The sequence below is a fragment of the Streptomyces diversicolor genome (genome assembly GCF_057537855.1).
Genome location: NZ_BAAJXA010000008.1, coordinates 109,273 through 136,250 on the forward strand (window position 1 = coordinate 109,273; position 26,978 = coordinate 136,250).

At 71.7% G+C, this 26,978-nt stretch carries 20 protein-coding genes, 1 tRNA gene and 1 pseudogene; 12 read left to right on the forward strand and 10 right to left on the reverse strand.

Annotated features, from left to right (window positions below; translation table 11 throughout):
• Positions 1 to 69 precede the first annotated feature (69 nt).
• The 8 genes from AC27LF_RS11610 to AC27LF_RS11645 all read left to right on the forward strand — a co-directional run bounded on the left by AC27LF_RS11610 (position 70) and on the right by AC27LF_RS11645 (position 9,112).
• Positions 70 to 816: a YcnI family copper-binding membrane protein gene (locus AC27LF_RS11610; RefSeq protein ID WP_479656866.1), complete on the forward strand. Its 747-nt coding sequence runs from the start codon at positions 70 to 72 to the stop codon at positions 814 to 816.
• Positions 817 to 907: 91 nt separating this feature from the next.
• Positions 908 to 1,561 carry an SCO family protein gene (locus AC27LF_RS11615; protein WP_479656867.1) on the forward strand — a complete coding sequence of 218 codons (654 nt, stop codon included), beginning with the start codon at positions 908 to 910 and terminating at the stop codon, positions 1,559 to 1,561.
• Entirely contained in the window at positions 1,558 to 2,046 is a 489-nt protein-coding gene (locus AC27LF_RS11620) for a copper chaperone PCu(A)C (RefSeq protein ID WP_479656868.1), read from the forward strand. The genes AC27LF_RS11615 and AC27LF_RS11620 overlap by 4 nt, the downstream gene beginning before the upstream one ends.
• Before the next feature lie 13 nt (positions 2,047 to 2,059).
• On the forward strand, positions 2,060 to 4,153 hold the full coding sequence (locus AC27LF_RS11625; RefSeq protein ID WP_479656869.1) for a copper resistance CopC/CopD family protein: 2,094 nt from the start codon (positions 2,060 to 2,062) through the stop codon (positions 4,151 to 4,153).
• An 8-nt stretch (positions 4,154 to 4,161) separates the two neighbouring features.
• The gene (efeB, locus tag AC27LF_RS11630; RefSeq protein WP_479656870.1) at positions 4,162 to 5,445 is read left to right on the forward strand and encodes an iron uptake transporter deferrochelatase/peroxidase subunit; all 1,284 of its coding nucleotides are present in this window, start codon (positions 4,162 to 4,164) and stop codon (positions 5,443 to 5,445) included.
• An 86-nt stretch (positions 5,446 to 5,531) separates the two neighbouring features.
• On the forward strand, positions 5,532 to 6,464 hold the full coding sequence (gene pheA, locus AC27LF_RS11635; RefSeq protein WP_404023773.1) for a prephenate dehydratase: 933 nt from the start codon (positions 5,532 to 5,534) through the stop codon (positions 6,462 to 6,464).
• Between the two features lie 570 nt (positions 6,465 to 7,034).
• Positions 7,035 to 8,312 carry a serine--tRNA ligase gene (gene serS, locus AC27LF_RS11640; protein WP_479656871.1) on the forward strand — a complete coding sequence of 426 codons (1,278 nt, stop codon included), beginning with the start codon at positions 7,035 to 7,037 and terminating at the stop codon, positions 8,310 to 8,312.
• Positions 8,309 to 9,112, forward strand: coding sequence for an HAD family hydrolase (locus tag AC27LF_RS11645; protein WP_479656872.1), 804 nt, complete (start codon positions 8,309 to 8,311; stop codon positions 9,110 to 9,112). Before serS ends, AC27LF_RS11645 begins: the two co-directional genes overlap by 4 nt.
• 771 nt (positions 9,113 to 9,883) lie before the next feature.
• Here the strand turns inward: AC27LF_RS11645 and AC27LF_RS11650 are convergent.
• The 6 genes from AC27LF_RS11650 to AC27LF_RS11675 all read right to left on the reverse strand — a co-directional run bounded on the left by AC27LF_RS11650 (position 9,884) and on the right by AC27LF_RS11675 (position 14,137).
• Positions 9,884 to 9,970: transfer RNA gene (locus AC27LF_RS11650), tRNA-Ser, on the reverse strand.
• 343 nt (positions 9,971 to 10,313) lie between these two features.
• Positions 10,314 to 10,556 (reverse strand): SGM_3592 family protein, encoded by a 243-nt coding sequence (locus tag AC27LF_RS11655; protein WP_479656873.1) that lies wholly within the window; start codon positions 10,554 to 10,556, stop codon positions 10,314 to 10,316.
• Positions 10,557 to 10,635: 79 nt separating this feature from the next.
• Positions 10,636 to 11,355, reverse strand: coding sequence for an ABC transporter permease subunit (locus tag AC27LF_RS11660; protein ID WP_479656874.1), 720 nt, complete (start codon positions 11,353 to 11,355; stop codon positions 10,636 to 10,638).
• A 10-nt stretch (positions 11,356 to 11,365) separates the two neighbouring features.
• The gene (locus AC27LF_RS11665; RefSeq protein WP_479656875.1) at positions 11,366 to 12,277 is read right to left on the reverse strand and encodes an ABC transporter ATP-binding protein; all 912 of its coding nucleotides are present in this window, start codon (positions 12,275 to 12,277) and stop codon (positions 11,366 to 11,368) included.
• Positions 12,274 to 13,182, reverse strand: coding sequence for an ABC transporter permease (locus AC27LF_RS11670; protein ID WP_479656876.1), 909 nt, complete (start codon positions 13,180 to 13,182; stop codon positions 12,274 to 12,276). The genes AC27LF_RS11665 and AC27LF_RS11670 overlap by 4 nt, the downstream gene beginning before the upstream one ends.
• Positions 13,172 to 14,137, reverse strand: a complete 966-nt coding sequence (locus AC27LF_RS11675; protein WP_479657009.1) for an ABC transporter ATP-binding protein — start codon at positions 14,135 to 14,137, stop codon at positions 13,172 to 13,174. The genes AC27LF_RS11670 and AC27LF_RS11675 overlap by 11 nt, the downstream gene beginning before the upstream one ends.
• A 357-nt stretch (positions 14,138 to 14,494) precedes the next feature.
• Between AC27LF_RS11675 and AC27LF_RS11680 the strand changes: the two genes are divergently transcribed.
• The 4 genes and pseudogenes from AC27LF_RS11680 (at position 14,495) to AC27LF_RS11695 (ending at position 19,303) form a co-directional block, all read left to right on the forward strand.
• Entirely contained in the window at positions 14,495 to 16,255 is a 1,761-nt protein-coding gene (locus AC27LF_RS11680; RefSeq protein WP_479656877.1) for an SDR family oxidoreductase, read from the forward strand.
• Between the two features lie 451 nt (positions 16,256 to 16,706).
• Positions 16,707 to 17,280: pseudogene (locus AC27LF_RS11685) on the forward strand (RNA 2'-phosphotransferase).
• Between the two features lie 157 nt (positions 17,281 to 17,437).
• Positions 17,438 to 18,340 carry an LLM class flavin-dependent oxidoreductase gene (locus tag AC27LF_RS11690; RefSeq protein ID WP_479656878.1) on the forward strand — a complete coding sequence of 301 codons (903 nt, stop codon included), beginning with the start codon at positions 17,438 to 17,440 and terminating at the stop codon, positions 18,338 to 18,340.
• Between the two features lie 75 nt (positions 18,341 to 18,415).
• Positions 18,416 to 19,303, forward strand: a complete 888-nt coding sequence (locus AC27LF_RS11695) for an HAD hydrolase family protein (RefSeq protein ID WP_479656879.1) — start codon at positions 18,416 to 18,418, stop codon at positions 19,301 to 19,303.
• Here AC27LF_RS11695 and AC27LF_RS11700 read toward each other — a convergent pair whose 3' ends face one another.
• The 4 genes from AC27LF_RS11700 to AC27LF_RS11715 form a co-directional block, all read right to left on the reverse strand.
• Positions 19,304 to 20,374 (reverse strand): M23 family metallopeptidase, encoded by a 1,071-nt coding sequence (locus tag AC27LF_RS11700; protein WP_479656880.1) that lies wholly within the window; start codon positions 20,372 to 20,374, stop codon positions 19,304 to 19,306.
• 410 nt (positions 20,375 to 20,784) lie between these two features.
• Positions 20,785 to 24,345, reverse strand: coding sequence for a thiol reductant ABC exporter subunit CydD (cydD, locus tag AC27LF_RS11705; protein ID WP_479657010.1), 3,561 nt, complete (start codon positions 24,343 to 24,345; stop codon positions 20,785 to 20,787).
• Positions 24,346 to 24,415: 70 nt separating this feature from the next.
• Positions 24,416 to 25,423, reverse strand: coding sequence for a cytochrome d ubiquinol oxidase subunit II (gene cydB / locus AC27LF_RS11710; protein ID WP_479656881.1), 1,008 nt, complete (start codon positions 25,421 to 25,423; stop codon positions 24,416 to 24,418).
• 18 nt (positions 25,424 to 25,441) lie between these two features.
• Positions 25,442 to 26,950: a cytochrome ubiquinol oxidase subunit I gene (locus tag AC27LF_RS11715; protein ID WP_479656882.1), complete on the reverse strand. Its 1,509-nt coding sequence runs from the start codon at positions 26,948 to 26,950 to the stop codon at positions 25,442 to 25,444.
• Between the last annotated feature and the right edge of the window lie 28 nt (positions 26,951 to 26,978).

A 26,978-nucleotide genomic window follows, 5' to 3' on the forward strand; every position in this document is an offset into this window, starting at 1 on the left:
CGTGCATCCGCGCGCCCCTCTTCCTGACCGGAACCACCGGAACTCACTCGGAGTGGAGTGCTGTCTGCCATGAAGGCTTCTCGTATCGCCGCCGCCACCGTCGTCGCCGGCTCGGCCGTCCTCGCCCTGTCCGCCCCCGCCTTCGCGCACGTGTCCGTGCAGCCGGAGGGCACGGCGGCCAAGGGCGGCTACGCGGTCGTCGACTTCAAGGTCCCCAACGAGCGCGACAACGCCTCGACCACCAAGCTGGAGATCAACCTCCCCGCCGACCACCCGCTGGCCTCGGTGATGCCGCAGCCGGTCGCCGGCTGGGACGTGAAGGTCACCAGGTCCAAGCTGGACAAGCCCCTCGAATCGCACGGCGAGAAGATCAGCGAGGCCGTCACCAAGGTCACCTGGACCGCCAACGGCAAGGGCATCGAGCCGGGCTACTTCCAGAAGTTCCCGCTGTCCATCGGCGCCCTGCCCGAGGACACCGACCAGCTCGTGTTCAAGGCGATCCAGACGTACTCCAACAAGGAGGTCGTGCGCTGGATCGAGGTGCCGCAGGAGGGCCAGGCCGAACCGGACAACCCGGCCCCGGTCCTCGCGCTGTCGGCCGCCGGGCAGGACGGGCACTCCTCGGGCGCCGACGCCGCCTCCGAGAAGGCGGACACCGCGGGCAAGACCGAGAACGCCGCCGCCGACACCAAGGCCACCGACTCCTCCGGCGGCAGTGACACCACCGCGCGCGTGCTCGGCATCGTCGGCATCGTCGTCGGCGTGGCGGGCGTCGGGTACGGCGTGGCCGCCGGGCGCCGGCGGACCACCGCCTGAGCCTGTTCACCAGCGGCGCGCACCGGGGGCCGGGTGTCCTGGACACGACCCCCGGTGCCCGCCGGATATCTCACATCTGGGACATTTTTCTATGCGCAAGAAGACGTTCGCCGCGGCCGGACTGCTCGCCGCCGCCGCCCTGACCCTCTCCGCCTGCGGCAGCGGGGACGACGGCAAGTCGCCGATCGCCGTGGTCTCCGAGGAGTCCGGCTCGGACAGGGCCGTGACCATCCTCGACAAGCCGTTCGAGAAGCCCGACCTGGTCCTCACCGACACGCACGGCAAGAAGTACGACCTGCGCGCGGAGACCGAGGGCAAACCCACGCTGGTCTACTTCGGCTACACGCACTGCCCCGACGTCTGCCCGCTGACGATGAACAACATCGCGGTCGCCAAGAAGGCGCTGCCGAAGGCGGAACAGGACCAGTTGCGGGTGGTGTTCGTCACCACCGACCCGGACCGTGACACCCCCGCCGAGCTGGGCAAGTGGCTCAACGGCATCGACTCCCAGTTCATCGGCCTGACCGGCGACTTCCCCACCATCCAGGCCGGTGCCCGCTCCCTCGGCATCTCCATCGAGCCGACGACCAAGGACAAGAACGGCAAGCTGGTCTCCGTCCACGGCACCCAGGTCGTCGCGTTCTCGCCGAAGACCGACGGGGGCTATCTGCTCTACGGCGAGGACGCCACGGTCGACGACTACACCAAGGACCTCCCCGAGATCGTCAAGGGAGCCAAACCGTGAGGCGTCTGGCCGTGCCCGCCGCCGCGCTCGCGGCCGCGCTGGCCCTCGCGGGCTGCGGCGGCTCCGACGACGCGAAGGCCGACGCGAAGGCCGAGGCGAAGGCCGGTTCGGCGGCGGACCTCTCGGTCGGCTCCCCCTACATGCCGCAGCCGGTCTCCGCGGACATGGCGGCCGGGTTCCTGACGATAGTGAACAAGGGCGGTACGAAAGACGAGTTGACCTCGGCCAGCAGCGACGTGGCCGAGCGGGTCACCCTGCACTCCACCACCGGCGGGTCCATGCAGGAGGCCGCCTCCTTCGCGGTCCCGGCCCACGGCCGGCTCGTGTTCAGCAGCGGCGGCAACCACCTGATGTTCGAGAGCCTGAAGCGCAAGCCGAAGCAGGGCGACACGATCACGCTCCGGCTGAACTTCGCCGAATCCGGCCCCCTCACCGTCGAGATGCCGGTGAAGTCGGCCACGTACAACCCGTCGACCGGACACTGAGGAGGGATCACCCTTGACGCGGACCATCACCCCCCGCCTGCGGACCCTGGTGCTGCTGTTCCTCGCCGTCACCGGCGCGCTGCTCGCCGGCGCCGGTCCGGCCTCCGCGCACGCCGCGCTGACCGGCAGCGACCCCGCACAGGGGGTGGTGGTCGACAAGGCGCCGGACCAGGTGTCGCTCACCTTCTCCGAGCAGGTGTCGATGAGCAGCGGCTCACTGCGGGTCCTGGACCCCAAGGGCAAGCGGGTCGACTCCGGGGAGCCGTCCAACGTGAGCGGCACGACGTACGCGGTGCGGCTCGTCGCCGGCCTGGCCGACGGCACGTACACCGTCGCCTACCAGGTCGTCTCCGCCGACAGCCATCCCGTCGCCGGTGCCTACACGTTCTCCGTGGGCGCCCCGTCCACGACCACGGTCTCGGTGTCCGGCGAGACCGTGGGCGGCGGGGTCGTCGGCTGGCTCTACGGGTTCGGCCGCTATGTGTCGTACGCGGGCTTCATCGTGCTGGTGGGCGGGGCCGCCTTCGTGCTGGCCTGCTGGCAGCGCGGCTCCGGGGTGCGGGCGGTGCAGCGGCTGGTCGTCGGCGGCTGGGTCACGCTCACCGCGGCCACGCTCTGGCTGCTGCTCCTGCGCGGCTCCTACACCGGCTCCGGGGCGTTCGGCGACATCTTCGACCTGGACCTGCTCGGTCAGGTGTTGCAGACCAAGACCGGGGCCGCGCTGGTCTCCCGGCTGCTGCTGCTCGCCGCCGCCGCGCTGTTCATCGCCGTCCTCTTCGGCGCCTACGACAAGCGCGAGGACGGCGAGAAGCGCGATCTGACCTTCGGGCTCGCGGTCGGCGGGTCCGTGGTGGCCGCCGGGCTCGCGGCGAGCTGGGCCATGGCCGAGCACGCCTCGACCGGTCTGCAGCCCGGCATCGCCATGCCGGTCGACGTGCTGCACCTGCTGGCGGTCGCCACCTGGCTGGGCGGTCTGGTCGCCCTCCTCGTCTCGCTGTACCGGGCGCCCGCCGGAACGCCGGTCGACGCCGCCGCCGTACGCCGCTTCTCCACCGTCGCCTTCGGATCCGTGCTCACGCTGGTCGCCACCGGCGTCTACCAGTCTTGGCGGCAGCTCGGCGCCTGGTCGGCGTTCACCGACACCCGGTACGGGCAGTTGCTGATCGTCAAGATCGGTCTTGTGGTGCTGCTGGTCGGCATCGCGTCGATCTCCCGGCGGTGGACGGCCCGGCTCACGGACGCGACCGGTGCGGCGGCCGGGACCGCCCGGTCCGGGAGGGCACGCCAGGAGAAGGAGCAGCAGCCGAAGAAGGACCGTGCCGGGAAGACGCAGGCCGGCACGGAGCAGCCCGGGAAGGACCGAGCCGGGATGACGCAGGCCGGGAAAGCGCAAGCCGGTAAGGAGCGCGTCGCGGCGGCGGCCGAGGCCCCTGCCTCCGCCGGGTCCGCGCGGTCCGCCACCGAGTCCACGGGCGGTGCAGGCGAGTCCGCGGGCGGTGCAGGCGACGGAAAGCGCGCCACCCAGTTGGCCCGGCAGCGGGCCGCCGTGGACGCCGCTCGGCAGAAGCGGCTGCGGGACGCCGACCCGAGCCGGTTCGGCCTGCGCCGCTCGGTGCTCGCCGAGGCGGGCGTCGCCGTCGTCCTGCTCGCCGTGACCACCGCGCTGACGCAGACCGAACCGGGCCGTACGGAGCTGGAGGCGCAGGCCGCCCAGTCGTCGTCCGCGTCCTCCTCGGCGTCGGACTCCTCCGCGTCGGACCCGTCCGGGGCACTGACCCTGGACATGCCCTTCGACACGGGCGGCAAGGACGGCAAGGGCCTGGTACGGATCGATCTCAACCCCGCGCGCGTGGGCGGCAACGAGTTGCATGTCTATGTGCAGCGGCCCAACGGCCGGGCCTTCGACATCCCCGAGGTGAAGATCGCCTTGACCCTGGACGCGAAGAAGATCGGGCCGCTTCCCGTCACACCCGACCACATCACCACCGGGCACTGGTCGGCGAGCGGAGTGCAGATCCCCATGGCCGGCGACTGGAAGATCGCCGTGACCGTGCGGACCTCCGACATCGACCAGACGACCGTCTCCAAGAACGCGCAGATCGGCTGAACCGCACCATGGCTGACCAGACCACACGCTCCGACGTGACCGCCCCCGAGGAACCCGCCGCGGAACGCAACGGCACCGTGACGGGGATGTCCCGGCGGAAGCTGCTCGGCACCGCCGGCGCCACCGGTGCGGTGCTCGGCGCGGCGGGCGCGGCCGTGGGCTACACGGCCGCGCCCGCCCAGGCCACACCGCTGACCTCGCTGGGTGCCGGCCGGGCGATGTTTCACGGGAAACATCAGCCCGGCATCACCGAGGGGCTTCAGGCCCGCGGCCACCTCATCGCCTTCGACCTGGCGGCGGGCGCGGGCCGCCGGGAGGCGGCGGCCCTGCTGCGCCGCTGGTCGGCGACGGCCGAACGGCTGATGGCGGGCGAGCCGGCCGCGCATGACGACACCGATGTGGCCCGGGACGCCGGCCCGTCCTCGCTGACGATCACCTTCGGCTTCGGGCACGACTTCTTCACCCGCACCGGCCTGGAGAAGCAGCGCCCGGCCGCCCTCGATCCGCTGCCCGACTTCTCCTCCGACCGGCTCGACAAGGCGCGCAGCGACGGTGACCTGTGGGTGCAGATCGGCGCCGACGACGCCCTGGTGGCCTTTCACGCCCTGCGCGCGATCCAGAAGGACGCCGGCGCCGCGGCCCGCGTGCGCTGGCAGATGAACGGCTTCAACCGCAGCCCCGGCGCCACCGCCCACCCGATGACGGCCCGCAATCTGATGGGCCAGATCGACGGCACCCGCAATCCGAAGCCGACGGACGCGGACTTCGACAAGCGGATCTTCGTGCCCGCGTCGGGCGAGCCCGCCTGGATGGCCAACGGCTCGTACGCCGTCGTACGCCGTATCCGCATGCTCCTCGACGACTGGGAGAAGCTGACGGTCACCGCCCAGGAGGGCGTCATAGGGCGCCGCAAGTCCGACGGGGCACCGCTGTCCGGGGGCACCGAGACCACCGAGATGGACTTGGAGAAGGCCGACGGCCAGGGCACCTATGTCGTCCCCGTCAACGCGCACGCCCGTATCACCCGGCCCGACCAGAACGGGGGCGCGGCGATGCTCCGGCGCCCGTTCTCCTACCACGACGGTCTCGACCCGGACGGGACGCCGGACGCGGGGCTGCTGTTCATCTGCTGGCAGGCGGACCCGCTGCGCGGCTTCGTGCCGGTGCAGCGCAAGCTGGACCGGGGTGACGCCCTGTCGAAGTTCATCCGGCACGAGTCGAGCGGCCTGTTCGCCGTCCCGGGCGGCGCGGCGCGGGGGGAGTACGTGGGGCAGCGGCTGCTGGAGGGCTGAGACCCCAGGAGGCGTCGGTTCACTCCCTGGAGGGGCTGTGATGAGACGCGTGGGCCGGGTTCGCCTGCGCCCATTAGGGTGAGGTCATGCCAGCGAGCTATGCGTATCTGGGTCCCGAGGGCACCTTCACCGAGGTCGCCCTGCGCACGCTTCCGGAGGCGGCCACCCGGGAGCTGATCCCGTACGTGTCCGTGCAGTCCGCGCTGGACGCGGTGCGCACCGGTGAGGCCGAGGCCGCGTTCGTGCCCATCGAGAACTCGGTCGAGGGCGGCATCACGACCACCCTGGACGAGCTGGTCGCGGGCGCCCCGTTGATGATCTACCGCGAGGTGCTGCTGTCGATCACCTTCGCGCTGCTGGTGCGGCCCGGCACCCAGCTGTCGGACATCAAGACGGTCACCGCCCACCCGGCCGCCCAGCCGCAGGTCCGCAACTGGCTCAGGGCCAATCTGCCGGACGTCACCTGGGAGTCGGCCGCGTCGAACGCGGACGGCGCCCGCCTGGTCCAGGAGGGCCGGTACGACGCCGCCTTCGCGGGCGAGTTCGCCGCCGCCCGGTACGGCCTGGTCCCGCTGGAGACCGGGATCCACGACGCGGAGAACGCGCAGACGCGGTTCGTGCTGGTCGGCCGGCCCGCCCGGCCCGCCGCTCCGACCGGCGCGGACAAGACCTCCGTCGTGCTGTGGCAGCGCGACGACCACCCGGGCGGACTGCGCGATCTCCTCGGTGAGTTCGCCACCCGCGGCATCAACCTCATGCTGCTCCAGTCCCGGCCCACCGGTGCCGGCATCGGCAACTACTGCTTCTGTGTGGACGCCGAGGGGCACATCTCCGACCGCCGGATGGCGGAGGCCCTGATGGGGCTGAAGCGGATCTGTCTCCAGGTGCGGTACCTCGGCTCGTACCCGCGCGCGGACGTCGGGCCGGACGGGGTGCGGCCCACACCGCCCGGTACGTCGGACGCGGAGTTCGTGGCGGCGGCCGATTGGGTGGCGCGGTGCCAGGACGGTCGTTTCTAGCCAGTCCTACCTGCATATCTTCGTTATCCACAGGAGTTATCCACAGGTTCTCTTCTCGACCTGGGGACAAGTCGACAAGGGAGCGCCGTCCAGTCGACAAATCGCCGTGGCGGCCCGGATGGGGTCACCGCCATGCCGGTCACCCTTCGTCCACCCGTTTCTCATGGTTCATCTTCAGGGGCGACCCGTTTCCACCCATAAGTGGGTGTCGCCCCGGTTTGCACCGGGAATTCTTCGGCTTCGGCGGCAGTTGCGGAGTGATCAATTCCGAAATCCACAGTTCTTCCACACAGCCTGTGGATAACTCTTGCCGGGGTGTGGATTCCTGTGGACAACCGAGCCCCCAAGTCCCGCTCTCCACAAGGGATTCGAGTCAACCCGACGCCTTGTGCCTGCCTCGTCCCGGGGAGCGAGACGGTCACCATTGACACACATCGCCACACACCGCCACACACCGCCCTTGTCTCGCCACACCCCGCAATTGCCGCATAACTCAACGTAGGTGGCGGTTCGGAACGCGCCGGAATAGTGATTCGTGGGCGGCAACCCGGCACCGGTAGCCTTGAGCGCGTGATTGACCTTCGCCTGCTCCGTGAGGACCCCGACCGTGTGCGCGCGTCCCAGCGCGCCCGTGGAGAGGATGTCGCGCTCGTCGACTCCCTCCTGTCCGCCGACGAGCGGCGCAGGTCGTCCGGCGTCCGCTTCGACGAGCTGCGCGCCGAGCAGAAGCAGCTCGGCAAGCTCATCCCCAAGGCCGCCGGCGACGAGAAGGGCGAACTGCTCAAGCGCGCGGAACAGCTCAAGGCCGACGTCAAGGCCGCCGACGCGGAGCGCGACGCGGCCGACGCCGAGACCCAGGAACTGCTCGTCCGGCTCGGCAACCTCGTCCACCCCGACGTGCCCGTCGGCGGCGAGGAGGACTTCGTCACGCTGGAGACGCACGGCACGATCCGCGACTTCGACGCCGAGGGCTTCACGCCCAAGGACCACCTGGAACTGGGCCAGTTGCTCGGCGCGATCGACGTCGAGCGCGGCGCCAAGGTCTCCGGTTCGCGCTTCTACTTCCTCACCGGCGTCGGCGCCCTGCTGGAGCTGGCCCTGGTGAACGCGGCGATGGCCCAGGCCACGGCGGCCGGTTTCACGCCGATGCTGACCCCGGCGCTGGTCCGGCCGCAGTCCATGGCCGGCACCGGCTTCCTCGGCCAGGCGGCACAGGACGTCTACCACCTGGACAAGGACGATCTGTACCTGGTGGGCACCTCCGAGGTGGCGCTGGCGGCCTACCACATGGACGAGATCCTGGACGCCGACCGGCTGCCGCTGCGCTACGCGGGCTTCTCGCCCTGCTTCCGCCGCGAGGCCGGCTCGCACGGCAAGGACACCCGGGGCATCTTCCGGGTGCACCAGTTCGACAAGGTCGAGATGTTCTCCTACGTCGCCCCCGAGGACTCGCAGGCGGAGCACCGGCGGCTGCTGGAGTGGGAGAAGCAGTGGCTGACCTCGCTGGAGCTGCCGTACCGCGTCATCGACGTCGCCTCCGGTGACCTCGGCGCATCGGCCTCCCGCAAGTTCGACTGCGAGGCGTGGATCCCCACCCAGGGCAAGTACCGCGAGCTGACCTCGACCTCGGACTGCACCGAGTTCCAGTCCCGTCGGCTGGCCATCCGGGTCCGCGACGGCAAGCAGGTCAAGCCGCTCGCCACCCTCAACGGCACGCTGTGCGCCGTGCCGCGCACCATCGTGGCGATACTGGAGAACCACCAGCAGGCCGACGGTTCCGTACGTGTTCCCGAGGTGCTGCGCCCGTACCTGGGCGGCCGGGAGGTCCTGGAGCCGGTGGCCAAGTGACCTCCGCCTTCCCTTACGCACTCGTCGCCACCGACCTCGACGGCACACTGCTGCGCGACGACGGCTCGGTTTCGCGGCGCACCCGTGACGCGCTCGCCGCGGCCACCGCGGCGGGCGCCGCGCACATCGTCGTCACGGGCCGCGCGGTCCCCTGGACCCGGCATGTCCTCGATGACCTCGGCTACCAGGGCCTCGCGGTGTGCGGGCAGGGAGCGCAGGTGTACGACGCCGGCGAGCACCGCCTGCTGACGGCCGTGACCCTGGACCGTCAGCTGGCGGCGGTGGCCCTGGCCAAGATCGAGGCCGAGGTCGGCCCGCTGTTCCTGGCGGCGAGCCGGGCCGGCCTGGACGGCGAGGTGCTGGTCGGCCCCGGGTACGCGCTCACCGGGGGGCTGCCGGCGACGCCGTTCACGGACGCGGCCGATCTGTGGGCCGCCCCGCTGAACAAGATCTATGTGCAGCACCCGGAGCTGTCGGACGACGAGTTGGCCGAGGCGGCGCGGGGCGCCGCGGGCGGCTTCGTCACGGTCGCGATGGCCGGCGAGGGCATCGTCGAACTGCTGCCGCTGGGCCTGTCCAAGGCGACGGGGCTCTCCCTGGCGGCCCGCCGGCTCGGACTGAAGGCGGCCGACACGATCGCCTTCGGCGACATGCCCAACGACATCCCGATGTTCGGCTGGGCGGCCCACGGGGTGGCGATGGCCAATGCCCACGAGCAACTGAAGGCCGTGGCGGACGAGGTGACGACGTCGAACGAGGAAGACGGCATCGCCCACGTCCTGGAACGCCTCCTCCCCTGAGCACGGCACGGGGACGAGGCGTCAGAGCCGAACCGGCACCGCCCGACGGCTACGGCCGGACACACGGGGACGCCGCCGACCAGAGGCTTGCGGGGCGCCGGAACGCGATGCCGGTGGCCCTCGGCCAGCGGTTACCCGTGGCACCTGCGGCAGCCGACCGGCCACGGGGCCGGCCGCGCGTCCCCTCTCGGGGCAGCGTGAGACTGCCGTCCGCGCAAGCACGGCGCGTCTTGAGGGAAACCGACTCCGCTCGCAACGCCGACGCCGCCGCAGGGCCCGGGCGGGTGCCGCAGGCAGGATCCGACCGGGACGGGGCCACGGGGTCGGGCACCACCCTCGGCCATCCCGACGAACCGAGCGCCCCACACAACCGCGCCACCGCGCGAGCCGCCGGTTTCCGCCACACCCCAGGCACCCGTCCGCCGCGCCCGGCGGGGGCCGCAGGCCGGGCCACCCCGGGCAGGGGGCGGGGCGAGCCGACGCCATCCTCGGCCACCCCGGCAAACCGCACACCGCCCCGCCGCCGCTCCCGCTGCTTGCCTGTCAGAGGGGCGAGGGCCGCTGACCGCCTGCTGCGGTGGCACCCGCAGGGCGGCGTTGCTCCGGCGGGACGTGGCCGTGGTGTCCGCCGGCGGGTGGCGGTGGTGTCCGCCGGCGGGTGGCGGTGGTTTCGGTGCCGTGATGGGCAGTCGGCCTCGGGGCGGGTCACCAGGGCCTGCTGAACCCACCCCGGGCCAAGAAGCCCGGCCAAGTCGCAGTGACAACGTTGCGCGGAGGATGCACGGATCGAACGTGCGCGGGCCTTCCAGCCCGACCACGGCTTAGCAAGCCGGTGCCTTACCACTCGGCCAATCCTCCGGGTGGGCGGCCCACGCGAGAGCGACATCGCGTGCTCGAAGCGGCCGCCCCGGGCAGCCCCCCGTGCGGGGCGGGCTCATACGGAGCGGGTAGTCACTCCGGAGCCCACCACGGGCTGCCCTGTCGGGAACCAGACGAACTGTCGTGCATGGACATCGCCCGGCTCCTCTCCCAGAACGCGGCGCCGGGTCCCTCCCGGCGGTGCGGGCACAACCACTGTGCCGGGCCGCCGAATCGGACGCCACCGAATTAACCGGCCGCCGCCACCGCCCGGTCGAACGGCCCACCCGCATGGGCCGGCCCCGGTTCCGGCCGGCCGCCGCCGCGCCGGACCAGCGCTCGGCTACCGGCGGCGCCACCTGCGCCGCCGGGCCTTGCTGAAGAACCATCCGGCCGGCGGGTCGTCCGACCGCCACGGCTGGGGCTCTGGCTCCTGCGCACGCCAGCGGGCCGCGAGCATCCTGGCCCGCGCGGACGGCTCGGAGCGGTCGGCGGCCCGTATGAAGTCGTCGTCCAGGACGATCCCGTCCCACGTCTCGTCCCCGGACCGCCCGCCCCCGTCGTACTGCGGCGCCTCGTCAGCCATCCCCGTACCTCCCAGCCGTTCATCCCCTTTGTCACAGTGTGCCGGGGCCGAGGTGAAGACCCCGTCAAGAAGCCGGCGCCTACTCCTCGCCGGCCAGCGTCAGCGAGCGCAGCTTCTGCCCGGCGTACCAGGTGGCCAGCACGGTGACCGCCACCAGCAGCACCGTCGCCGTGGTCAGTCCCACGTCCGAGGTGACCAGGTCTCCGCCCGCGACCTTGTGGGCCACGGCCAGCGACCACTGCTGGACGCTGAGGGTGCGAGCGCCGGGCACCAGGGAGCCGAACAGCGCCTCCCAGACGAGCGCGTAGACGAGCCCGAAGACCACCGCGTGCCGGGAGACCGTACCGAGGAGGAGGAAGAGCGCCGCGTACGCGATGGAGGCGACCAGCGCGGCCACCGTGTAGGCGACGGCGATCTGCTGTCCGTTGCCGTTCAGGATCAGGCCCGCGATCAGTGTCGGCACCGCGGAGAACACCATGGTCACCGCGATCGCCACGATCAGCTTGGTGAAGATGATCGCCGGCCGCTTGATCGGCTTGGACAGCAGATACACCACGGAGCCGTCGTCGATCTCCGGGCCGATCGCTCCGGTGCCCGCGATGACGCCGATGATCGGCACCATGGTGGCGAGCGCGAAACCGCCCAGCACGTCCGAGGCCGTCTGGTCGTCGGCTCCGGCGAGGGCCCGCACGGCCACCGAGATCACGATCAGCAGCAGCGGCAGTGCGCCGAGGATGAGGGCCCGGCGGCGGCCGAGCAGGGCCCGGTAGGTGAGCCGGGCGACTGTGGGGTCGTACATCTTCGGCCTCCTACGCCGCGACCAGGTACGAGAAGACGGACTCCAGGGACTCGTCGGACGGCGAGACCGTGAGCAGCCGGATGCCGTGGTCACGGGCGACCTTCGGCAGCAGGGTGGTGAAGCGGCCGAAGTCGACGGCCTGGATGCGCAGGGCGCCCTCGGTGACGTCGACCTCGATGCCGGCCGTCGACGGGTCGGCGATCAGCGCCGCCGCGAGGGCCCGGTCGTCGCTGGAGCGCACCAGGTAGCGGTGCGGTCGGTCGGTCATCAGGCGGCGGATCCGGCGGAAGTCGCCGCTGGCCGCGTGCCGTCCAGCGACGACGACCTCGATGTGCCAGGCCAGTTGCTCGACCTCTTCGAGGATGTGCGAGGAGAACAGCACCGTGCGGCCCTCGTCGCCCATGCGTCGCAGCAGTTCCATGAGCTGCATGCGCTGGCGCGGGTCCATGCCGTTGAACGGCTCGTCGAGCAGCAGCAGCGACGGGTCGTGGACCAGCGCGGAGGCCATCTTCACCCGCTGGCGCATGCCCTTGGAGTAGGTGGAGATCTTCCGGTCCTGTGCGTACTCCATCTCGACCGTGGCGAGGGCGCGGCTCGCGGCCTTGTCGCCCAGGCCGTGCAACTCGGCGTTGGCGACGACGAATTCGCGGCCGGTGAGGAAGTCGTACATCGCCTCGCGTTCGGGGACGATGCCGATGTGCCGGTAGATCTCCTCGTTGCGCCACACCGGCCGGCCGTCGAGGGTGACCGAGCCGGTGGAGGGGGCGAGGAAGCCGCCCATCATGTTGATGAGGGTGGACTTTCCGGCGCCGTTGGGGCCGAGCAGGCCGGTGACGCCGGGGCCGATGGTCATGGTGATGTCGTTGACGGCGACCACGTTGCCGAACCAGCGGGAGACGTGGTCGATGGAGAGCGTGGTCACAGTCCCACCTTCTGGTAGCGGCGCATGAGGAGGCCGTAGGCGCCGGCGATCAGGCCCAGCGCGACGAGCACGTGGACCACGCCTTCGCCGCTGGACGGGCCGACCCCGCCCGGGTAGGCCGAGGTGGCCCCCAGGAAGGCGGACTGCACGCCGTCGATGAGGGTGATCGGCGAGAACAGTCCGATCCAGGGGATCGCGCCGGTGCTGCCCTGCGCGTCGGCGATGGCCTGGAGGGTGGAGACCGCGCCGTAGGAGATGGTCAGCACGGCGATCACGGCGGCGATGCCGAAGCCGCGGCGCGGGGTGATGGCCGCGATGACCAAGCCGATACCGGCGAACAGCAGGGAGAGCAGTGCCACGGAGACCAGCCCCTGTGCGTATTCCTTCGTCTGGTGGGCGAACCCGAGCTTGGCCAGCAGCGCGCCCACGTAGAGCACGGTCAGCGGGGCCGCGGTCAGGATGAACAGCGCCGAGGCCAGCGCCGCGTACTTGGCACGGACGTAGTCGGCGGTCTCGATCGGCCGCGAGAAGTACAGCGGCACGGTCTTGAAGCGCAGGTCCCGGGAGACGGACTGGGGTGCCTGCGAGGCGACGTACAGGCTGATGACCGCCTGCATGACGATCGCGTACCGCGTGTAGTCCAGCGGCAGGTCCTTCGTCTTGGTGGCGACGGCGACCGCGACCATGATGGCGGCGGGCACGCACATCACCACGAACAGCAGCATCGGCAGCACCTTGGACTTCGCCGAGCGGCCGAGTCCGTAGGCGCCGCGCAGGGACTGCGAGTACAGGGAGCGGCGGGCGTAGGAGCGGCCGAGGCGGGGGCCGTCGTAGGTGCGGTAGCCGATGTTGTGGATGCGGGTCTGGTGACCCGAGGGCGCGGCCGCAGGGTGCTCAACTGCCATGGCCGACCGCCTCCTTCCGCTGCTCTTCGCCGTCCCGGAACACCTCCGAGATGTGGTGCCTGCGCTGCTCCATGCGTACCAGGCCGAGGCCGAGGTCGGCGACGACGTCGCGGACCAGGTCGTAGGTGTCCTCGCCGGACGCGGTGAGCAGCAGGATGTGTCCGGCGCCTGGCAGGCCGCCGCCCTCGTCCTGAATGTCCAGACCGCGCGCGTGGAGCGCGTCGCGCACCGCGCGGGTGCCGTCGGGGTGGGTGTCGCTGTCGGTGACCTCGATCGCGAGGGTGGTGGTGCTCTGCGTGAAGTCCCGGGTGGAGCTGGAGCGCAGGAGCTTGCCGCCGTCGACCACGACGACGTGGTCGCAGGTGCGCTCCAGTTCGCCCAGCAGATGGGAGGTGACCAGGACCGAGATGCCGAAGTCCGTGTGGACGCGGCGGATCAGGCCGAGCATTTCGTCGCGGCCGACCGGGTCGAGGCCGTTGGTCGGCTCGTCGAGGAAGACCAGCTGCGGGTCGTGGACCAGCGCCTGGGCGAGCTTCACCCGCTGCTTCATGCCGGTCGAGTAGCCGCCGATGGGGCGGTAGCGCTCCTCGTACAGGCCGACGTGGCGCAGGGTGTCCGCGGTGCGCTCGCGCGCGGCGGCCGGCGGGAGCCCGGACATGCGGGCCATGTGGACGACGAACTCGGTGGCCGAGACGTCGGGCGGCAGGCAGTCGTGCTCCGGCATGTACCCGACGCGCTCGCGGATGGCCGCGCCCTCGGTCGCGACGTCGAGGCCCAGCACCTCGGCGCGGCCCTCGGTGGCGGGGGACAGACCCAGCAGGATCTTGATCAGTGTGGACTTGCCGGCCCCGTTGGCGCCCACGAGACCCGTCACACCGGGTCCCACGTCCACGGAGAGCCGGTCAAGAGCGGTCACCCGGGGGAACCGCTTGCTCAGGCTTTCGGTCGCGATCACAGTCACGCTTCGACGGTAGTGACGCGGAGCGCGGCGGTCGTCAGACCGGAGAGCCGTCTTGAGGTCAGCCTGGAGTAGTACGGGTCCTTAGGGGATGCCCGTCCCGAGAGCTACGCGGAGTTGTCCACAGCCCGCCACCCCTCCTGTTGACGCCGCCTCTAACAACTGTCACATTCACCCGTGTCAGGTTACGGGCGAGTATCACGGCCGGCGACCGGGGGTACGCGGAGTCCACACGGCCGGCGACCAGGGGTTCGCGGAATCCACACGGCCGGGCGGCGCCCGCACACGGCCGGGAGCACGGGAAGGGCACAAGCCGGTTCGGGCGTGGGGGACCGGGTGCTGGGCGGAGGTCAGGTGACGGTGCTGAAGGGCGCGCGGGAGCGCTGGGTGCGCACGGGCGGGGTCGAGCTGTGCGTGGCGGAGCTGGGCGACCCGGAGCAGCCGACGGTGGTGCTGGTGCACGGCTATCCGGACAGCAAGGAGGTCTGGTCCGAGGTCGCCGCCCGGCTCGCCGGCCGCTTCCACGTGGTGCTGTACGACGTCCGCGGCCACGGCCGCTCGACGGCCCCGCGGCCGCTGCGCGGCGGCTTCACCCTGGCCAAGCTCACCGACGACTTCCTGGCCGTCGTGGACGCGGTCAGCCCCGGCCGTCCGGTGCACCTGGTGGGGCACGACTGGGGATCGGTGCAGTCCTGGGAGTTCGTCACGGTCCGGCGCACCGAAGGCCGCATCGCGTCCTTCACCTCGATGTCCGGCCCGTCCCTCGACCACGTCGGACACTGGATCAACGCGCGCGTGCGGCGCCCCACGCCCCGCCGGGTGGGCCAACTCCTCGGTCAGTGCGCCCGGTCCTGGTACGTCTGCCTGCTGCACACGCCCGTCCTGCCCGAGCTGGCCTGGCGCGGCCCGCTCGGCAGGCGCTGGCCGAAGATCCTGGAGCGGGCCGAGCGGGTCCCCGGCGGCGGCTATCCGACCGAGTCCCTGCCCACGGACGCCGCGCACGGCGCCTGGCTGTACCGGGACAACGTGCGCTTCCGGCTGCGCCGTCCGCGCTCGGACGCGTACGCGCACGCGCCCGTGCAGCTCATCACGCCCCTGGGGGACGCGTTCCTGTCCGAGAAGCTGTACGACGAACTGGAGCGGTGGGCTCCGCGGTCGACCCGTCACACGCTCCCGGCCAAGCACTGGATCCCGCGCACACGCCCCGATCAACTGGCCGCCTGGATCACCGAGTTCATCACCCGGATCGAGGACAAAGGCCCACGGCCGACGCGGCCCACCGGCCGCTACGCTGACCGCTTCGGCGGGCAGTTGGTGCTGGTCACCGGCGCGGGCAGCGGCATCGGGCGGGCGACGGCGTGCGCGTTCGCGGAGTCCGGCGCGCGCGTGGTGGCCGTCGACCGGGACACCGAGTCCGCCGCCCGCACCGCCGAGTCGGCCCGGCTGCTCGGCGCCCCGGCCGCCTGGGCGGAGACCGCCGACGTCGCCGACGAGCAGGCCATGGAAAAGCTGGCCGAGAAGGTCGCCACCGAGTACGGCGTGGTGGACGTGCTGGTCAACAACGCCGGCGTCGGCCTGTCGGGATCGTTCTTCGACACCACACCGGACGACTGGCACACGGTCCTGGACGTCAACTTGTGGGGTGTCATTCACGGTTGCCGTCTGTTCGGCGGGCGGATGGCCGCGCGCGGCCAGGGCGGCCACATCGTCAACGTCGCCTCGGCGGCGGCCTATCAGCCCTCCCGGGCACTGCCCGCCTACAGCACCTCCAAGGCGGCGGTGCTCATGCTCAGCGAGTGCCTGCGCGCCGAACTCGCGGGCCAGGGCATCGGGGTGACCGCGATATGCCCCGGGTTCGTCAACACCGGCATCACGTCCACGGCACGCTTCACCGGCGTGGACGACGCGGAGCAGCACCGCAGGCGGCGGCGCACGGCACGGCTGTACGGGCTGCGCAACTACCCACCGGAGAAGGTGGCCGAGGCGATCCTGCGGTCGGTGGCGCGCAACGAGGCGGTGGTGCCGGTCACCCCGGAGGCACGCGGTATGCGCCTCATCTCCCGTTTCGCGCCAAGGGTGTTGCGCCGGATCGCCCGGGTGCGGCCGAGGGTGTGAGATCGGGTGACGGACGATCGCGGTGGGATGTGGTCTCGCCGGTACGCGCGCGTGGCGGCACGCCCAGCAGTCCGCGAGGCCGAACTGACCCGTCCGCTGGGGCCGTTCACCACCGGAGCAGCCAGACCCGGGAAGGCTCCGGACGCCGTACGGGAGACGCGTTGCGTGCCGGTTCCGGCCGGGACGATTCGGGCCACTGGGCGCCTCGTTGGCGCGGACCGCGCAGTGACGCTCGCCTTCCTCACCGCCGAACGCTGGTGGACGACCGGAGACTTGGACGCCCGGCAGCAAGTCGGCGATCAATCAATGATCTTGGCGAATCGGCCCGAATCCCCCGCCAGTTGTCCACAGTTTCGCCAATTCGCCTGTGGATAACAGGACTTGGCTGTGGATCAAACCTCGGGGTGAAAATTGCCTGCGTGATCCACGTCTCCCCCGGCACCCTGAGGGAGTGAACACGAGAGACGCAAGATCAGAAGACGAGAGGCGCACCGTGAAGGTGTCGAAATACCTCTCGAAACACCTGCGCCACCAGCCCGAGCGGATCGGCATCGCGCTCGACGAGGGCGGCTGGGTCGAGATCGACACGCTGATCGCCGCGGCGGCGGCCGCACGGGTTCCGGCTCACCCGCAAGGAACTCGACCACGTCGTGGCCACCAATGACAAGCGGCGGTTCGCGATCGAGGGCACCCGGATCCGCGCCAGCCAGGGCCACAGCGTCGAGGTCGACCTCGGCCTGCCACCGGCGACCCCGCCGGCCCACCTCTACCACGGCACCGTCGCCCGGAATCTGGACGCGATCCGCGCCGCCGGCCTCAGCCCCATGAACCGGCACGACGTGCATCTGTCGGCGGACCGCGAGACCGCGACCCGAGTCGGCGCCCGCCGCGGACGTCCCGTCGTGCTGTCGGTCGACGCCGCGGCCATGCACCGCGACGGCCATGTCTTCCACCTCAGCGCGAACGGCGTGTGGCTCACCAAGGCCGTACCGCCCCGTTACCTGAGCCTCGCCGAGCCGCACTGACGGCCCCGGCCCCTCCCGTGCGGCCCTCCGCTTCCCGGGCCGCAGCGACGGGCCCCCGCACGCACGCGACCGGACCACCCCCCGCCCGCACGCGTCCGTACGGCCGCGCACCGTGACCGTACCCCCGCTGTCAGTGGCGCCCCTTAGTCTCGGACGCATGAGCCTGCGTCTGAGCACTGTGATCCTTCCCCACCGCCGCTGGGCCGAGGGCGGCCGCGCGGCATGGACGCGCGCCGCGGAACTCGGATTCCACACCGGATACACCTACGACCACCTGTCCTGGCGCAGCTTCCGCGACGGCCCGTGGTTCGGCGCGATACCGACACTGACCGCGGCGGCCGGGGCCACCGACCGGATGCGCCTGGGCACCCTGGTGACCTCCCCCAACTTCCGGCATCCGGTGACCCTCGCCAAGGAACTGATCTCGCTCGACGACATCTCCGGCGGCCGGATCACCCTCGGTATCGGCGCGGGCGGCACCGGCTTCGACGCCACCGCGCTCGGGCAGGAGCCCTGGACCCCGCGCGAGCGGGCCGACCGGTTCGCCGAGTTCGTGCCGCTGCTCGACCGCCTCCTGACCGAGGACTCGGTGTCCCACGAGGGCGTCTTCTACTCGGCGCACGAGGCGCGTGACATCCCCGGTTGTGTGCAGCGCCCCCGGCTGCCCTTCGCGGTGGCCGCCACGGGGCCCCGCGGGCTCGCACTGGCCGCGCGGTACGGCCAGGCGTGGGTGACCACCGGCGACCCCGCGCTGTACGAGCACGGCACGCCGGAGCAGTCCGTCCAGGCGCTGCGCGGACAGATGGACAAGCTGGCCGCCGCCTGCGCCGCCCTCGGCCGGGACGTGGCCGGTATGGACAAGACCCTGCTCACCGGCTTCACCCCGGACCGCGGCCGTCCGCTGGAGTCCCTGAACGCCTTCGTCGATTTCGCCGGCCGCCACCGGGAACTGGGGTTCACCGAGATCGCGATCCACTGGCCCATCCCCGACTCGGACTTCGCCGCGGACGAGAAGGTCTTCGAGCAGATCGCCCTGGAGGCCGTGACACAACTGGACTGACCCGGTGCGCTGCGCCGCCTGGCCGACGTCGTATGCGTCTCATCTGTGCACACCGGCGCACGGCCGTGCGGGGATATGCGCGAGAATGACCCGGTGACCTCAGCGACCCGACAGCCCGAGACCCCGACTGCCGCCGTCCCGCCCCGGCTGATCGCCACCGATCTGGACGGCACGCTGCTGCGTGACGACAAGTCGGTCTCCCCACGCACGGTCGCCGCGCTGGCCGCCGCCGAGGAGGCGGGCATCGAGGTCTTCTTCGTGACCGGCCGCCCGGCCCGCTGGATGGACGTCGTCAGCGACCATGTGCACGGCCACGGCCTGGCGATCTGCGGCAACGGCGCCGCGGTGGTCGACCTGCACGGCGGCCCGGGCGCCCACCGGTTCGTGAAGATCCGCGAACTGGCCCGGGACAACGCGCTGGACGCCGTGCGGCTGCTGCGCGAGGCGGCGCCCGGCACGGTGTACGCGATCGAGCAGACGTACGGCTTCCACCAGGAACCGGCCTACCCCAAGCTGCACCTGGAGGTGCCCGACAACCTCCTGCCCGCCGAACGGCTCCTCGCGGCCGACGGGCCCGGCGGCGACGAGCCGGTGCTCAAGATCCTCGCCTACCATCCCGCACTCGACCCCGACGCGTTCCTCACGCTGGCCCGGCTCGCCGTCGGCGAGCGCGCCACCGTCACCCGCTCCAGCCCCAGCGCCCTGCTGGAGCTGAGCGGCCCCGGCGTCTCCAAGGCCAGCACGCTCGCCCTGTGCTGCGCCGAGCGCGGCATCTCACCCGCCGAGGTCGTCGCCTTCGGGGACATGCCCAACGACGTCGAGATGCTGACCTGGGCGGGCCGGTCGTACGCCATGGGCAACGCCCACCCGACCGTGGTGGCGGCCGCGTCGGGGCGGACGGACGCCAACAACGAGGACGGCGTGGCGGCCGTCATCGAGCGGCTGCTGGCCGAGCGGGTGTAGTCACCCGAGCCGCACACCGTGCCCGGCCAGCCAGGACACCGGGTCCACCGCCGATCCCGCCTCCGGAGTGATCCGCACCTCGAAGTGCAGATGCGGGCCGGTCGAGTTGCCGGTGGTGCCCGACTGGCCGATCCGCTGCCCGGTGTCCACCCGGTCCCCCTCCTCGACGGCGACGGCGGCCAGGTGTGCGTACTGGGTGCAGTAGCCGTCGGGGTGCCGGATCACGATCTGGATGCCGAAGGGGCCCCCGCACGACACCTCCGCCACATGGCCCGCGCCGACCGCCCGCACCGGCGTCCCGATGGGCACCGCGAAGTCCTGCCCGGTGTGCCGGTGCGCCCACCGCTCGCCCCCGCGGCCGAATCCCGCGGACAGTTCGTATGTCCGCACGGGCGCGACCCACGCGCCCTCGACGCGCGGCAGGGGCAGGTCCAGCCGTACGGCGGCGCGGCACCGGCTCGCCGCGACCGAGTCGTCCGCCCGGTGCTGCAACTGCCCGCGTGCCGCCTCCAGCTTGCGCTCGATGCCCCGCCGCAGCTCGGCGAGTTCGCTGGTCCGCCGGCGTACCGCCCGCCAGGCCGACCTGGCCCTGGCCTCCTCGGCGGCGAGCCGTGCCTCGGCCCGGCGGCTCTTGTCGATGGCGTTGCTCACCGCGAGGCTGGTCCGCGAGAAAACCCACTGACCGCGCATCAGCTGCTCAGGGCCGGTCGCGAGCACGATCTGGGCGGTGAGCGGCAGTCCCCCGCCCGTCCGGTACTGGGCGCGGGCGATCCGGCCGAGGTCCGCGTGCAGCACGGACATCCGCCGCCGCTCCCGGCCGAGCAGCCGCTCGGCGCGCAGGGCCCCGGCCCGCTGCCGCTCCGCCTCGCGCCGCCCCGTCTCGTACTGCCGTGCCGCCTCGGCCGCTTCCCGATACAGCCGCGCCACCTTGAGGCTGAGCCCCGGTGCATCGCCGGAGCGGGGCGCGGCGTCGGATCCGTCCGGGGTCGCGTGCGCGGGCGGCGGGGCGAGGACGGTGAGCGCGCACAGCAGCGCCGGGGCGCACAGCGGATGACAGCGGTATGGGCGCATGCGGGGCATGGTGGCGCGCTGGGCGGCCCCGGTCACCTCGACGCGTAGGCGTGGGGCCCCGGTTGCCGCCAATGGCCCAGCGGGACACGCACCCACACCCCGCGGCGTACAGCGCCCCGAAGGGACGCGGGGAACTGCGCGACCAACCACGACGACGCCGCAGCCAACCGACGACATAACGGCGCACCCAAGCGGCGCGGGGAACTGCGCGACCAACCACAACGACGCCGCAGCCAACCGACGACATAACGGCGCACCCAAGCGGCGCGGGGAACTGCGCGACCAACCACAACGACGCCGCAGACAACCGACGACATAACGGCGCACCCAAGCGGCGCGGGGAACTGCGCGACCAACCACAACGACGCCGCAGACAACCGACGGCCCGTCGCGGCGCAACCAGCGGAGCGCTAGGCGGCGACCGGCAGTTCCGCCGCCGCCTCCCGTTCGGCCATCGCCCGCAGCGGCCCGTCCACGACGGCCAGCTCGGCGTACGTCCCGCGCTGCGCCACCCGGCCCCCGTCCAGCACGACCACCTCGTCCACGGCGTCGAGTCCGGCGAGCCGGTGCGTGATCAGCAGTGTCGTACGGCCCTCGGTGGCGGCCAGCAGATCGGCCGTGAGCGCGTCGGCCGTCGGAAGGTCCAGATGCTCGGCGGGCTCGTCGAGCACGAGGACGGGGAAGTCGGCGAGCAGCGCGCGGGCGAGCGCCAGCCGCTGCCGCTGCCCGCCGGACAGCCGGGCCCCGTGCTCGCCGACGAGCGTGTCCAGCCCGTCGGGCAGCCCGTCCGCCCAGTCGAGCAGCCGGGCGCGGGCGAGCGCGTCCCGCAGATCGGCCTCGGTGGCGTCCTTCCGCGCGAGCAGCAGGTTCTCCCGGACGGTGCTGTCGAATAGGTGCGCGTCCTGGGCGCACAGCCCGACGAGGCGCCGTACGTCGTCGCCGTCCAGCGCGCCGGCGTCCACACCGGCCAGTGTGTACGAGCCCGCGTCCGGGTCGAGGAACCTCAGCAGCACCTGGCCGAGGGTCGTCTTGCCGGACCCGGACGGGCCCACCAGGGCCACTCGGTGCCCCCGCTCCAGCGTCAGATCCAGCCCGGCGAGCGCGTCCCGGTGCTGCCCGGGATGACGGGCGGCGAGCCCCTTCACGACCAGCGGGAACGGGGAGACGGGCGCCTGCCGGGGCCGTCGCGGCTCCCGTACGGGCTCGGCCGCGTCCAGCACCTCGTACACGCGCTCCGCGCTGCGCCGCACCCGCTGCCGGTAGCGGACGGCGATCGGCAGCCCGAGCACCGCCTCGAAGGCGGCGAGCGGCGTCAGGACGACCACGGCCATGGCCACCCCGTCCAGCCGTCCCCCGGCGACCGCCTGGGCGCCCAGCAGCGCGGTCGCCGCCACGGTCAGGCCGGAGATCAGGGCGGTGAGACCGTCGCCGAGCGCGGTGGCGGTGGCGGCGCGCGAGGCGATCCGGGTGAGCGTGCCGTCGGCCGTTCGCGCGTCGTCGGTACGGGCGGGCAGCGCGCCGGCGACGGCGAGTTCGGCGGTGCCGGTGAGCAGGTCGGTCACGCGCGTGGCGAGCAGCCCTCGGGCGGGCGCCAGCCGTCGCTCGGCGTGCCGTGCCACGGCGCCGGTCAGCAGCGGTACGCCGACGCCGGCCGCGAGCAGGCCCACCGCGAGCGCGGCCCCCGCCTCGGGCAGCAGCCACGCCGTGAACGCCACGGACCCGGCGGAGACGACGAGCGCGACCCCGGCGGGCAGCAGCCAGCGCAGCCAGTAGTCCTGCAGCGCGTCCACGTCGGAGACCAGCCGGGACAGCAGGTCGCCCCGGCGGGCGGTGCGCAGCCCCGCGGGCGCCAGCCGTTCCAGCCGCCGGTACACCGCGACCCTCGTGTCGGCCAGCATCCGCAGCACGGCGTCGTGCGAGACCAGCCGCTCCGCGTAGCGGAACACCGCACGCCCGATGCCGAAGGCCCGGGTCGCGGTCACGGCCACCATCAGATACAGCACCGGCGGCTGCTGCGAGGCGCGCGAGATCAGCCAGCCGGAGGTGGCCATGAGCCCGACCGCGCTGCCGAGCGCCAGGCTTCCCAGCAGCAGCGCGAGCGCGAGGCGGCTACGACGCGGGCCCGCCATGGCCCGTACCCGGGCGAGGACACCGGACGCCGGGCGGCCGGAGCGGTCACCGTCGGCGGCTGAGCCGCTGCCCGGCGTCTCCGAGGGCGCACCGGCCGGCATACCCGTAGCCGGAACGCCTGCGGCCGGCGCGCCGTCGGCGGATCCCGGGTGCCCTCCGGTGGACGCGAGGGCGCCGGGGGTTTCTCCCACCCAGGGCGAGCGGGCGGGCTCGGCCTCGGACAGCCGCACCACCCGGTCCGCCACGCCCAGCAGCGCCGGACGGTGCACGACCAGCAGGACCGTACGTCCCACGGCCATCCGTCGCACCGCCGCCACGATCTCCGCCTCGGTCGCCCCGTCGAGCGCGGCCGTCGGCTCGTCCAGCAGCAGCACCGGCCGGTCCGCCAGGAACGCCCGGGCCAGGGCCAGCCGCTGCCGTTGACCGGCGGACAGCCCCGCCCCGTCCTCGCCGAGCACGGTCGCGGCACCCTCGGGCAACGCGTCCACGAACTCCAGCGCACCCGCGTCGCGCAGTGCCCGGCGCACGGCCTCATCGTCCGCGTCGGGCCGCGCCAGCCGTATGTTCTCCGCGATCGTCCCGGCGTACAGGTGCGGCCGCTGCGGCACCCAGGCGATCCGCGACCGCCACTGTTCCGGATCGATGTCCGCGAGATCCGCTCCCCCGATCCGTACCCGGCCCCCGGTGGGCCGCACGAAGCCCAGCAGCACGCTGAGCAGCGTCGTCTTGCCCGCTCCGCTCGGTCCGACGAGGGCGACGGTCTCGCCGGGCTCGACCGTGAAGGACACGTCCGTCACGGCGTCCGCGGATCGCCCGGGATAGCGGACGGTGACCTCTTCGAAGGCCAGCGCACCGGACGGCACCGCGCCCTTCCCGGCCTCGGGAAGGGGTGTCTCCAGCACGGTGAAGATCTCCTCGGCGGCCGCCAGGCCCTCCGCCGCCGCATGGAACTGGGCGCCCACCTGGCGCAGCGGCAGATACGCCTCCGGCGCCAGCACCAGGATGACGAGCCCGATGTACAGGTCCATGTCGCCGTGGACGAGCCGCATGCCGATCGTCACGGCGACCAGTGCGACGGACAGGGTGGCGAGCAGTTCCAGGGCGAAGGAGGAGAGGAACGCGATCCGCAGGGTCCGCATGGTCGCCTGGCGATACTCGCCGGTGATGCGCCGGATGGACTCGGCCTGCGCCTTGGCCCGGCCGAAGACCTTCAGCGTCGGCAGCCCCGCGACCACGTCCAGGAAGTGACCGGACAGCCGGGACAGCAGCCGCCACTGGCGATCCGTCCGGGACTGCGTGGCCCAGCCGATCAGCACCATGAAGACGGGGATGAGCGGCAGGGTGCCGACGATGATCGCCGCCGACACCCAGTCCTCGGTGACGATCCGGGCGAGCACGGCGGCCGGCACGACCACCGCAAGCCCCAACTGCGGCAGATAGCGGGAGAAGTAGTCGTCGAGGGCATCCACCCCGCGGGTGGCGAGGGTGACCAGCGACCCGGTCCGCTGTCCGCCGAGCCAGCCGGGTCCCAGCGCCGCCGCCCGTTCCAGGAGCCGTCCGCGCAGCTCCGACTTCACCGATGCGCTGGCCCGGTGCGCGGCGAGTTCGGTCAGCCAGGAGACGACCGCACGGCCGGCCGCCACGGCCACCAACAGCAGCAGGGGAGTGCGCAGTTCGGTGACCGACAGGTGGTGCTGGAAGGCACCGACGACCACCTCGGCGATGAGCATGGCCTGGGCGATGAGCAGGCCGGCCCCCAGCGCGCCGAGGCCGACCACCGCCGCCAGGAAGAGGCGGGTGGCCCGGGCGTACCGGAGAAGACGCGGATCGATCGGTTTCACGTGAAACATGCCCTTCGGTCCGGGGAGGGTGTTTCACGTGAAACACCGTGAAACACCCCTCCCGTCAGACTCAGTGACCGGCTTCGGGAGCGAGGTGTTGCGTCCCGATCCGCTTGCGGAACACCCAGTAGGTCCATCCCTGGTAGAGCAGCACGATCGGCGTGGCGATCACCGCGCACCAGGTCATGATCTTCAGGGTGTACGGGCTCGACGAGGCGTTGGTGACCGTGAGGCTCCAGTCCGCGTTGAGCGAGGACGGCATGACGTCGGGGAAGAGCGAGAGGAAGAGCATCGCCACGGCCGCCACGATGGTGACGCCCGAGAGCCCGAACGACCATCCCTCGCGCCCCGTCTGGTTCGCCGCGAGGGCGGCCAGCAGCGCGACCACCGCCACGGCCATCGCCACCAGGCTCTTGCCGTCACCGTGGTCGATCTGCGTCCACAGCAGGAAGACCAGCGCCAGCACGGCCGTGACAAGACCGACCCGCAGCGCCAGCTTCCGGGCCCGGGCTCGGATGTCCCCGACGGTCTTGAGCGCCGTGAACACCGCACCGTGGAAGGTGAACAGCGTCAGCGTCACCAGGCCGCCGAGCAGGGCATACGGATTGAGCAGATCGCCGACACCGCCGACGTACTCGAAGTGCTGGTCGATCTTCACACCGCGGACGATGTTGCCGAAGGCGACGCCCCAGAGGAACGCCGGGATCAGCGAGGTCCAGAAGATCGCCGTCTCCCAGTTCCGCTGCCAGTGCTCCTCGGGGCGCTTCGCCCGGTACTCGAAGGCGACGCCCCGGACGATCAGGCACAGCAGGATCACCAGCAGGGGCAGATAGAAACCGGAGAACAGCGTGGCGTACCACTCGGGGAACGCGGCGAAGGTCGCGCCGCCCGCGGTGAGCAGCCACACCTCGTTGCCGTCCCAGACCGGACCGATCGTGTTGATCAGCACCCGGCGCTCGGGCCGGTCACGGGCGAGCAGCTTGGTGAGGATGCCGACCCCGAAGTCGAAGCCCTCCAGGAAGAAGTAGCCGGTCCACAGGACGGCGATCAGGACGAACCAGACGTCGTGAAGTTCCATGACTGCAGCTCCCTCGGCCTAGTAGGAGAAGGCCATCGGCTTGTCGGCGTCACGGGAGTCGCCGCCGATCTTCGTGGGCGGGTTGAGGTCGGCCTCGGTCAGCTCGGGCGGGCCGGCCTTGACGTACTTCACCAGCAGCTTGACCTCGATGACGGCGAGGACGGCATAGAGCGCGGTGAAGATGATCATCGAGGTGAGAACCTCGCCCTGCGACACCCCGGGAGAGACCGCGTGCCGCGTCTGCAGGACGCCGTAGACGACCCACGGCTGGCGGCCCATCTCCGTGAAGATCCAGCCCCAGGAGTTGGCGATCAGCGGAAAGGCCAGGGTCCAGATCGCGATGCGCCAGTACCAGGGGGTGAGCTTCGGTCCGAGCGCCTTGTTCCTGAACAGGACCAGATGCGGCACCTCGTCCTCGCCCACCCGCAGATGCTGCGGCAGCATGAACTTCTTGCGGGTCAGCCACAGACCGACGATGCCGATGGCGAAGGACGCCATGCCGAAGCCGATCATCCAGCGGAACGCCCAGAAGGTGACGGGGATGATGGGCCGGTAGTCGCCCGGCCCGTGCTGGGCCTGCTCGGCCTTGTTGGTGTCGTTGATGCCGGGGACGTAGGAGTTGAAGTTGTCGTCGGCGAGGAACGACAGCACCCCGGGGACGGACAGTTCGACGGTGTTGTGCCCCTTGCTGACATCGCCGTAGGCGAACACCGAGAACGGCGCGCCGTTCTGGCCGTCCCACAGGGCCTCTGCGGCGGCCATCTTCATCGGCTGCTGCTTGAACATGACCTTGCCGAGCGTGTCACCGCTCACCGCGGTGAGCAGGCCGGCGATGACGACGGTGACGAGCCCCAGCCGCAGCGAGGTCTTCATCTCACGCACATGCTTCTTGCGGGCCAGATGGAAGGCGGCGATGCCGACCATGAACGCGCCGCCGGTCAGGAAGGCCGCCGAGAGGGTGTGGAATGCCTGGCTGAGCGCGGTGTTCTGGGTGAGCACCGCCCAGAAGTCGGTCAGCTCGGCACGCCCCCGCGCCTTGTCCATCCTGTAGCCCACGGGGTGCTGCATCCACGAGTTGGCGGCGAGGATGAAGTACGCCGACAGGAACGTGCCGATCGCGACCATCCAGATGCAGGCCAGATGGATCTTCTTGGGCAGCTTGTCCCAGCCGAAGATCCACAGCCCGATGAAGGTGGACTCGAAGAAGAAGGCGATCAGCGCCTCGAAGGCGAGTGGCGCGCCGAAGATGTCACCGACGAAGCGCGAGTAGTCCGACCAGTTCATGCCGAACTGGAACTCCTGCACGATGCCGGTGACGACACCCATCGCGATGTTGATCAGAAAGAGCTTCCCCCAGAACTTCGTCGCTCTCAGATACTTCTCGTTCTCCGTGCGGACCCAGGCGGTCTGAAGTCCGGCCGTGAAAGCGGCCAGGGAGATCGTCAGGGGGACGAAGAGGAAGTGGTAGACGGTGGTGATACCGAACTGCCAACGCGCCAGGGTCTCTGGCGCCAGTGCCAATTCCACGTCGTCAGCTCCTTACATCGCCGTGGTA

Coding starts and splice junctions, on each gene's coding strand:
- AC27LF_RS11660 (WP_479656874.1), bottom strand. CDS start 11,355: ATGTACGACCCCACAGTCGCCCGGCTCACCTACCGGGCCCTGCTCGGC.
- AC27LF_RS11615 (WP_479656867.1), top strand. CDS start 908: ATGCGCAAGAAGACGTTCGCCGCGGCCGGACTGCTCGCCGCCGCCGCC.
- AC27LF_RS11670 (WP_479656876.1), bottom strand. CDS start 13,182: ATGGCAGTTGAGCACCCTGCGGCCGCGCCCTCGGGTCACCAGACCCGC.
- AC27LF_RS11655 (WP_479656873.1), bottom strand. CDS start 10,556: ATGGCTGACGAGGCGCCGCAGTACGACGGGGGCGGGCGGTCCGGGGAC.
- AC27LF_RS11690 (WP_479656878.1), top strand. CDS start 17,438: ATGAGCCTGCGTCTGAGCACTGTGATCCTTCCCCACCGCCGCTGGGCC.
- AC27LF_RS11700 (WP_479656880.1), bottom strand. CDS start 20,374: ATGCGCCCATACCGCTGTCATCCGCTGTGCGCCCCGGCGCTGCTGTGC.
- efeB (WP_479656870.1), top strand. CDS start 4,162: ATGGCTGACCAGACCACACGCTCCGACGTGACCGCCCCCGAGGAACCC.
- cydB (WP_479656881.1), bottom strand. CDS start 25,423: ATGGAACTTCACGACGTCTGGTTCGTCCTGATCGCCGTCCTGTGGACC.
- AC27LF_RS11695 (WP_479656879.1), top strand. CDS start 18,416: ATGCGCGAGAATGACCCGGTGACCTCAGCGACCCGACAGCCCGAGACC.
- pheA (WP_404023773.1), top strand. CDS start 5,532: ATGCCAGCGAGCTATGCGTATCTGGGTCCCGAGGGCACCTTCACCGAG.
- AC27LF_RS11610 (WP_479656866.1), top strand. CDS start 70: ATGAAGGCTTCTCGTATCGCCGCCGCCACCGTCGTCGCCGGCTCGGCC.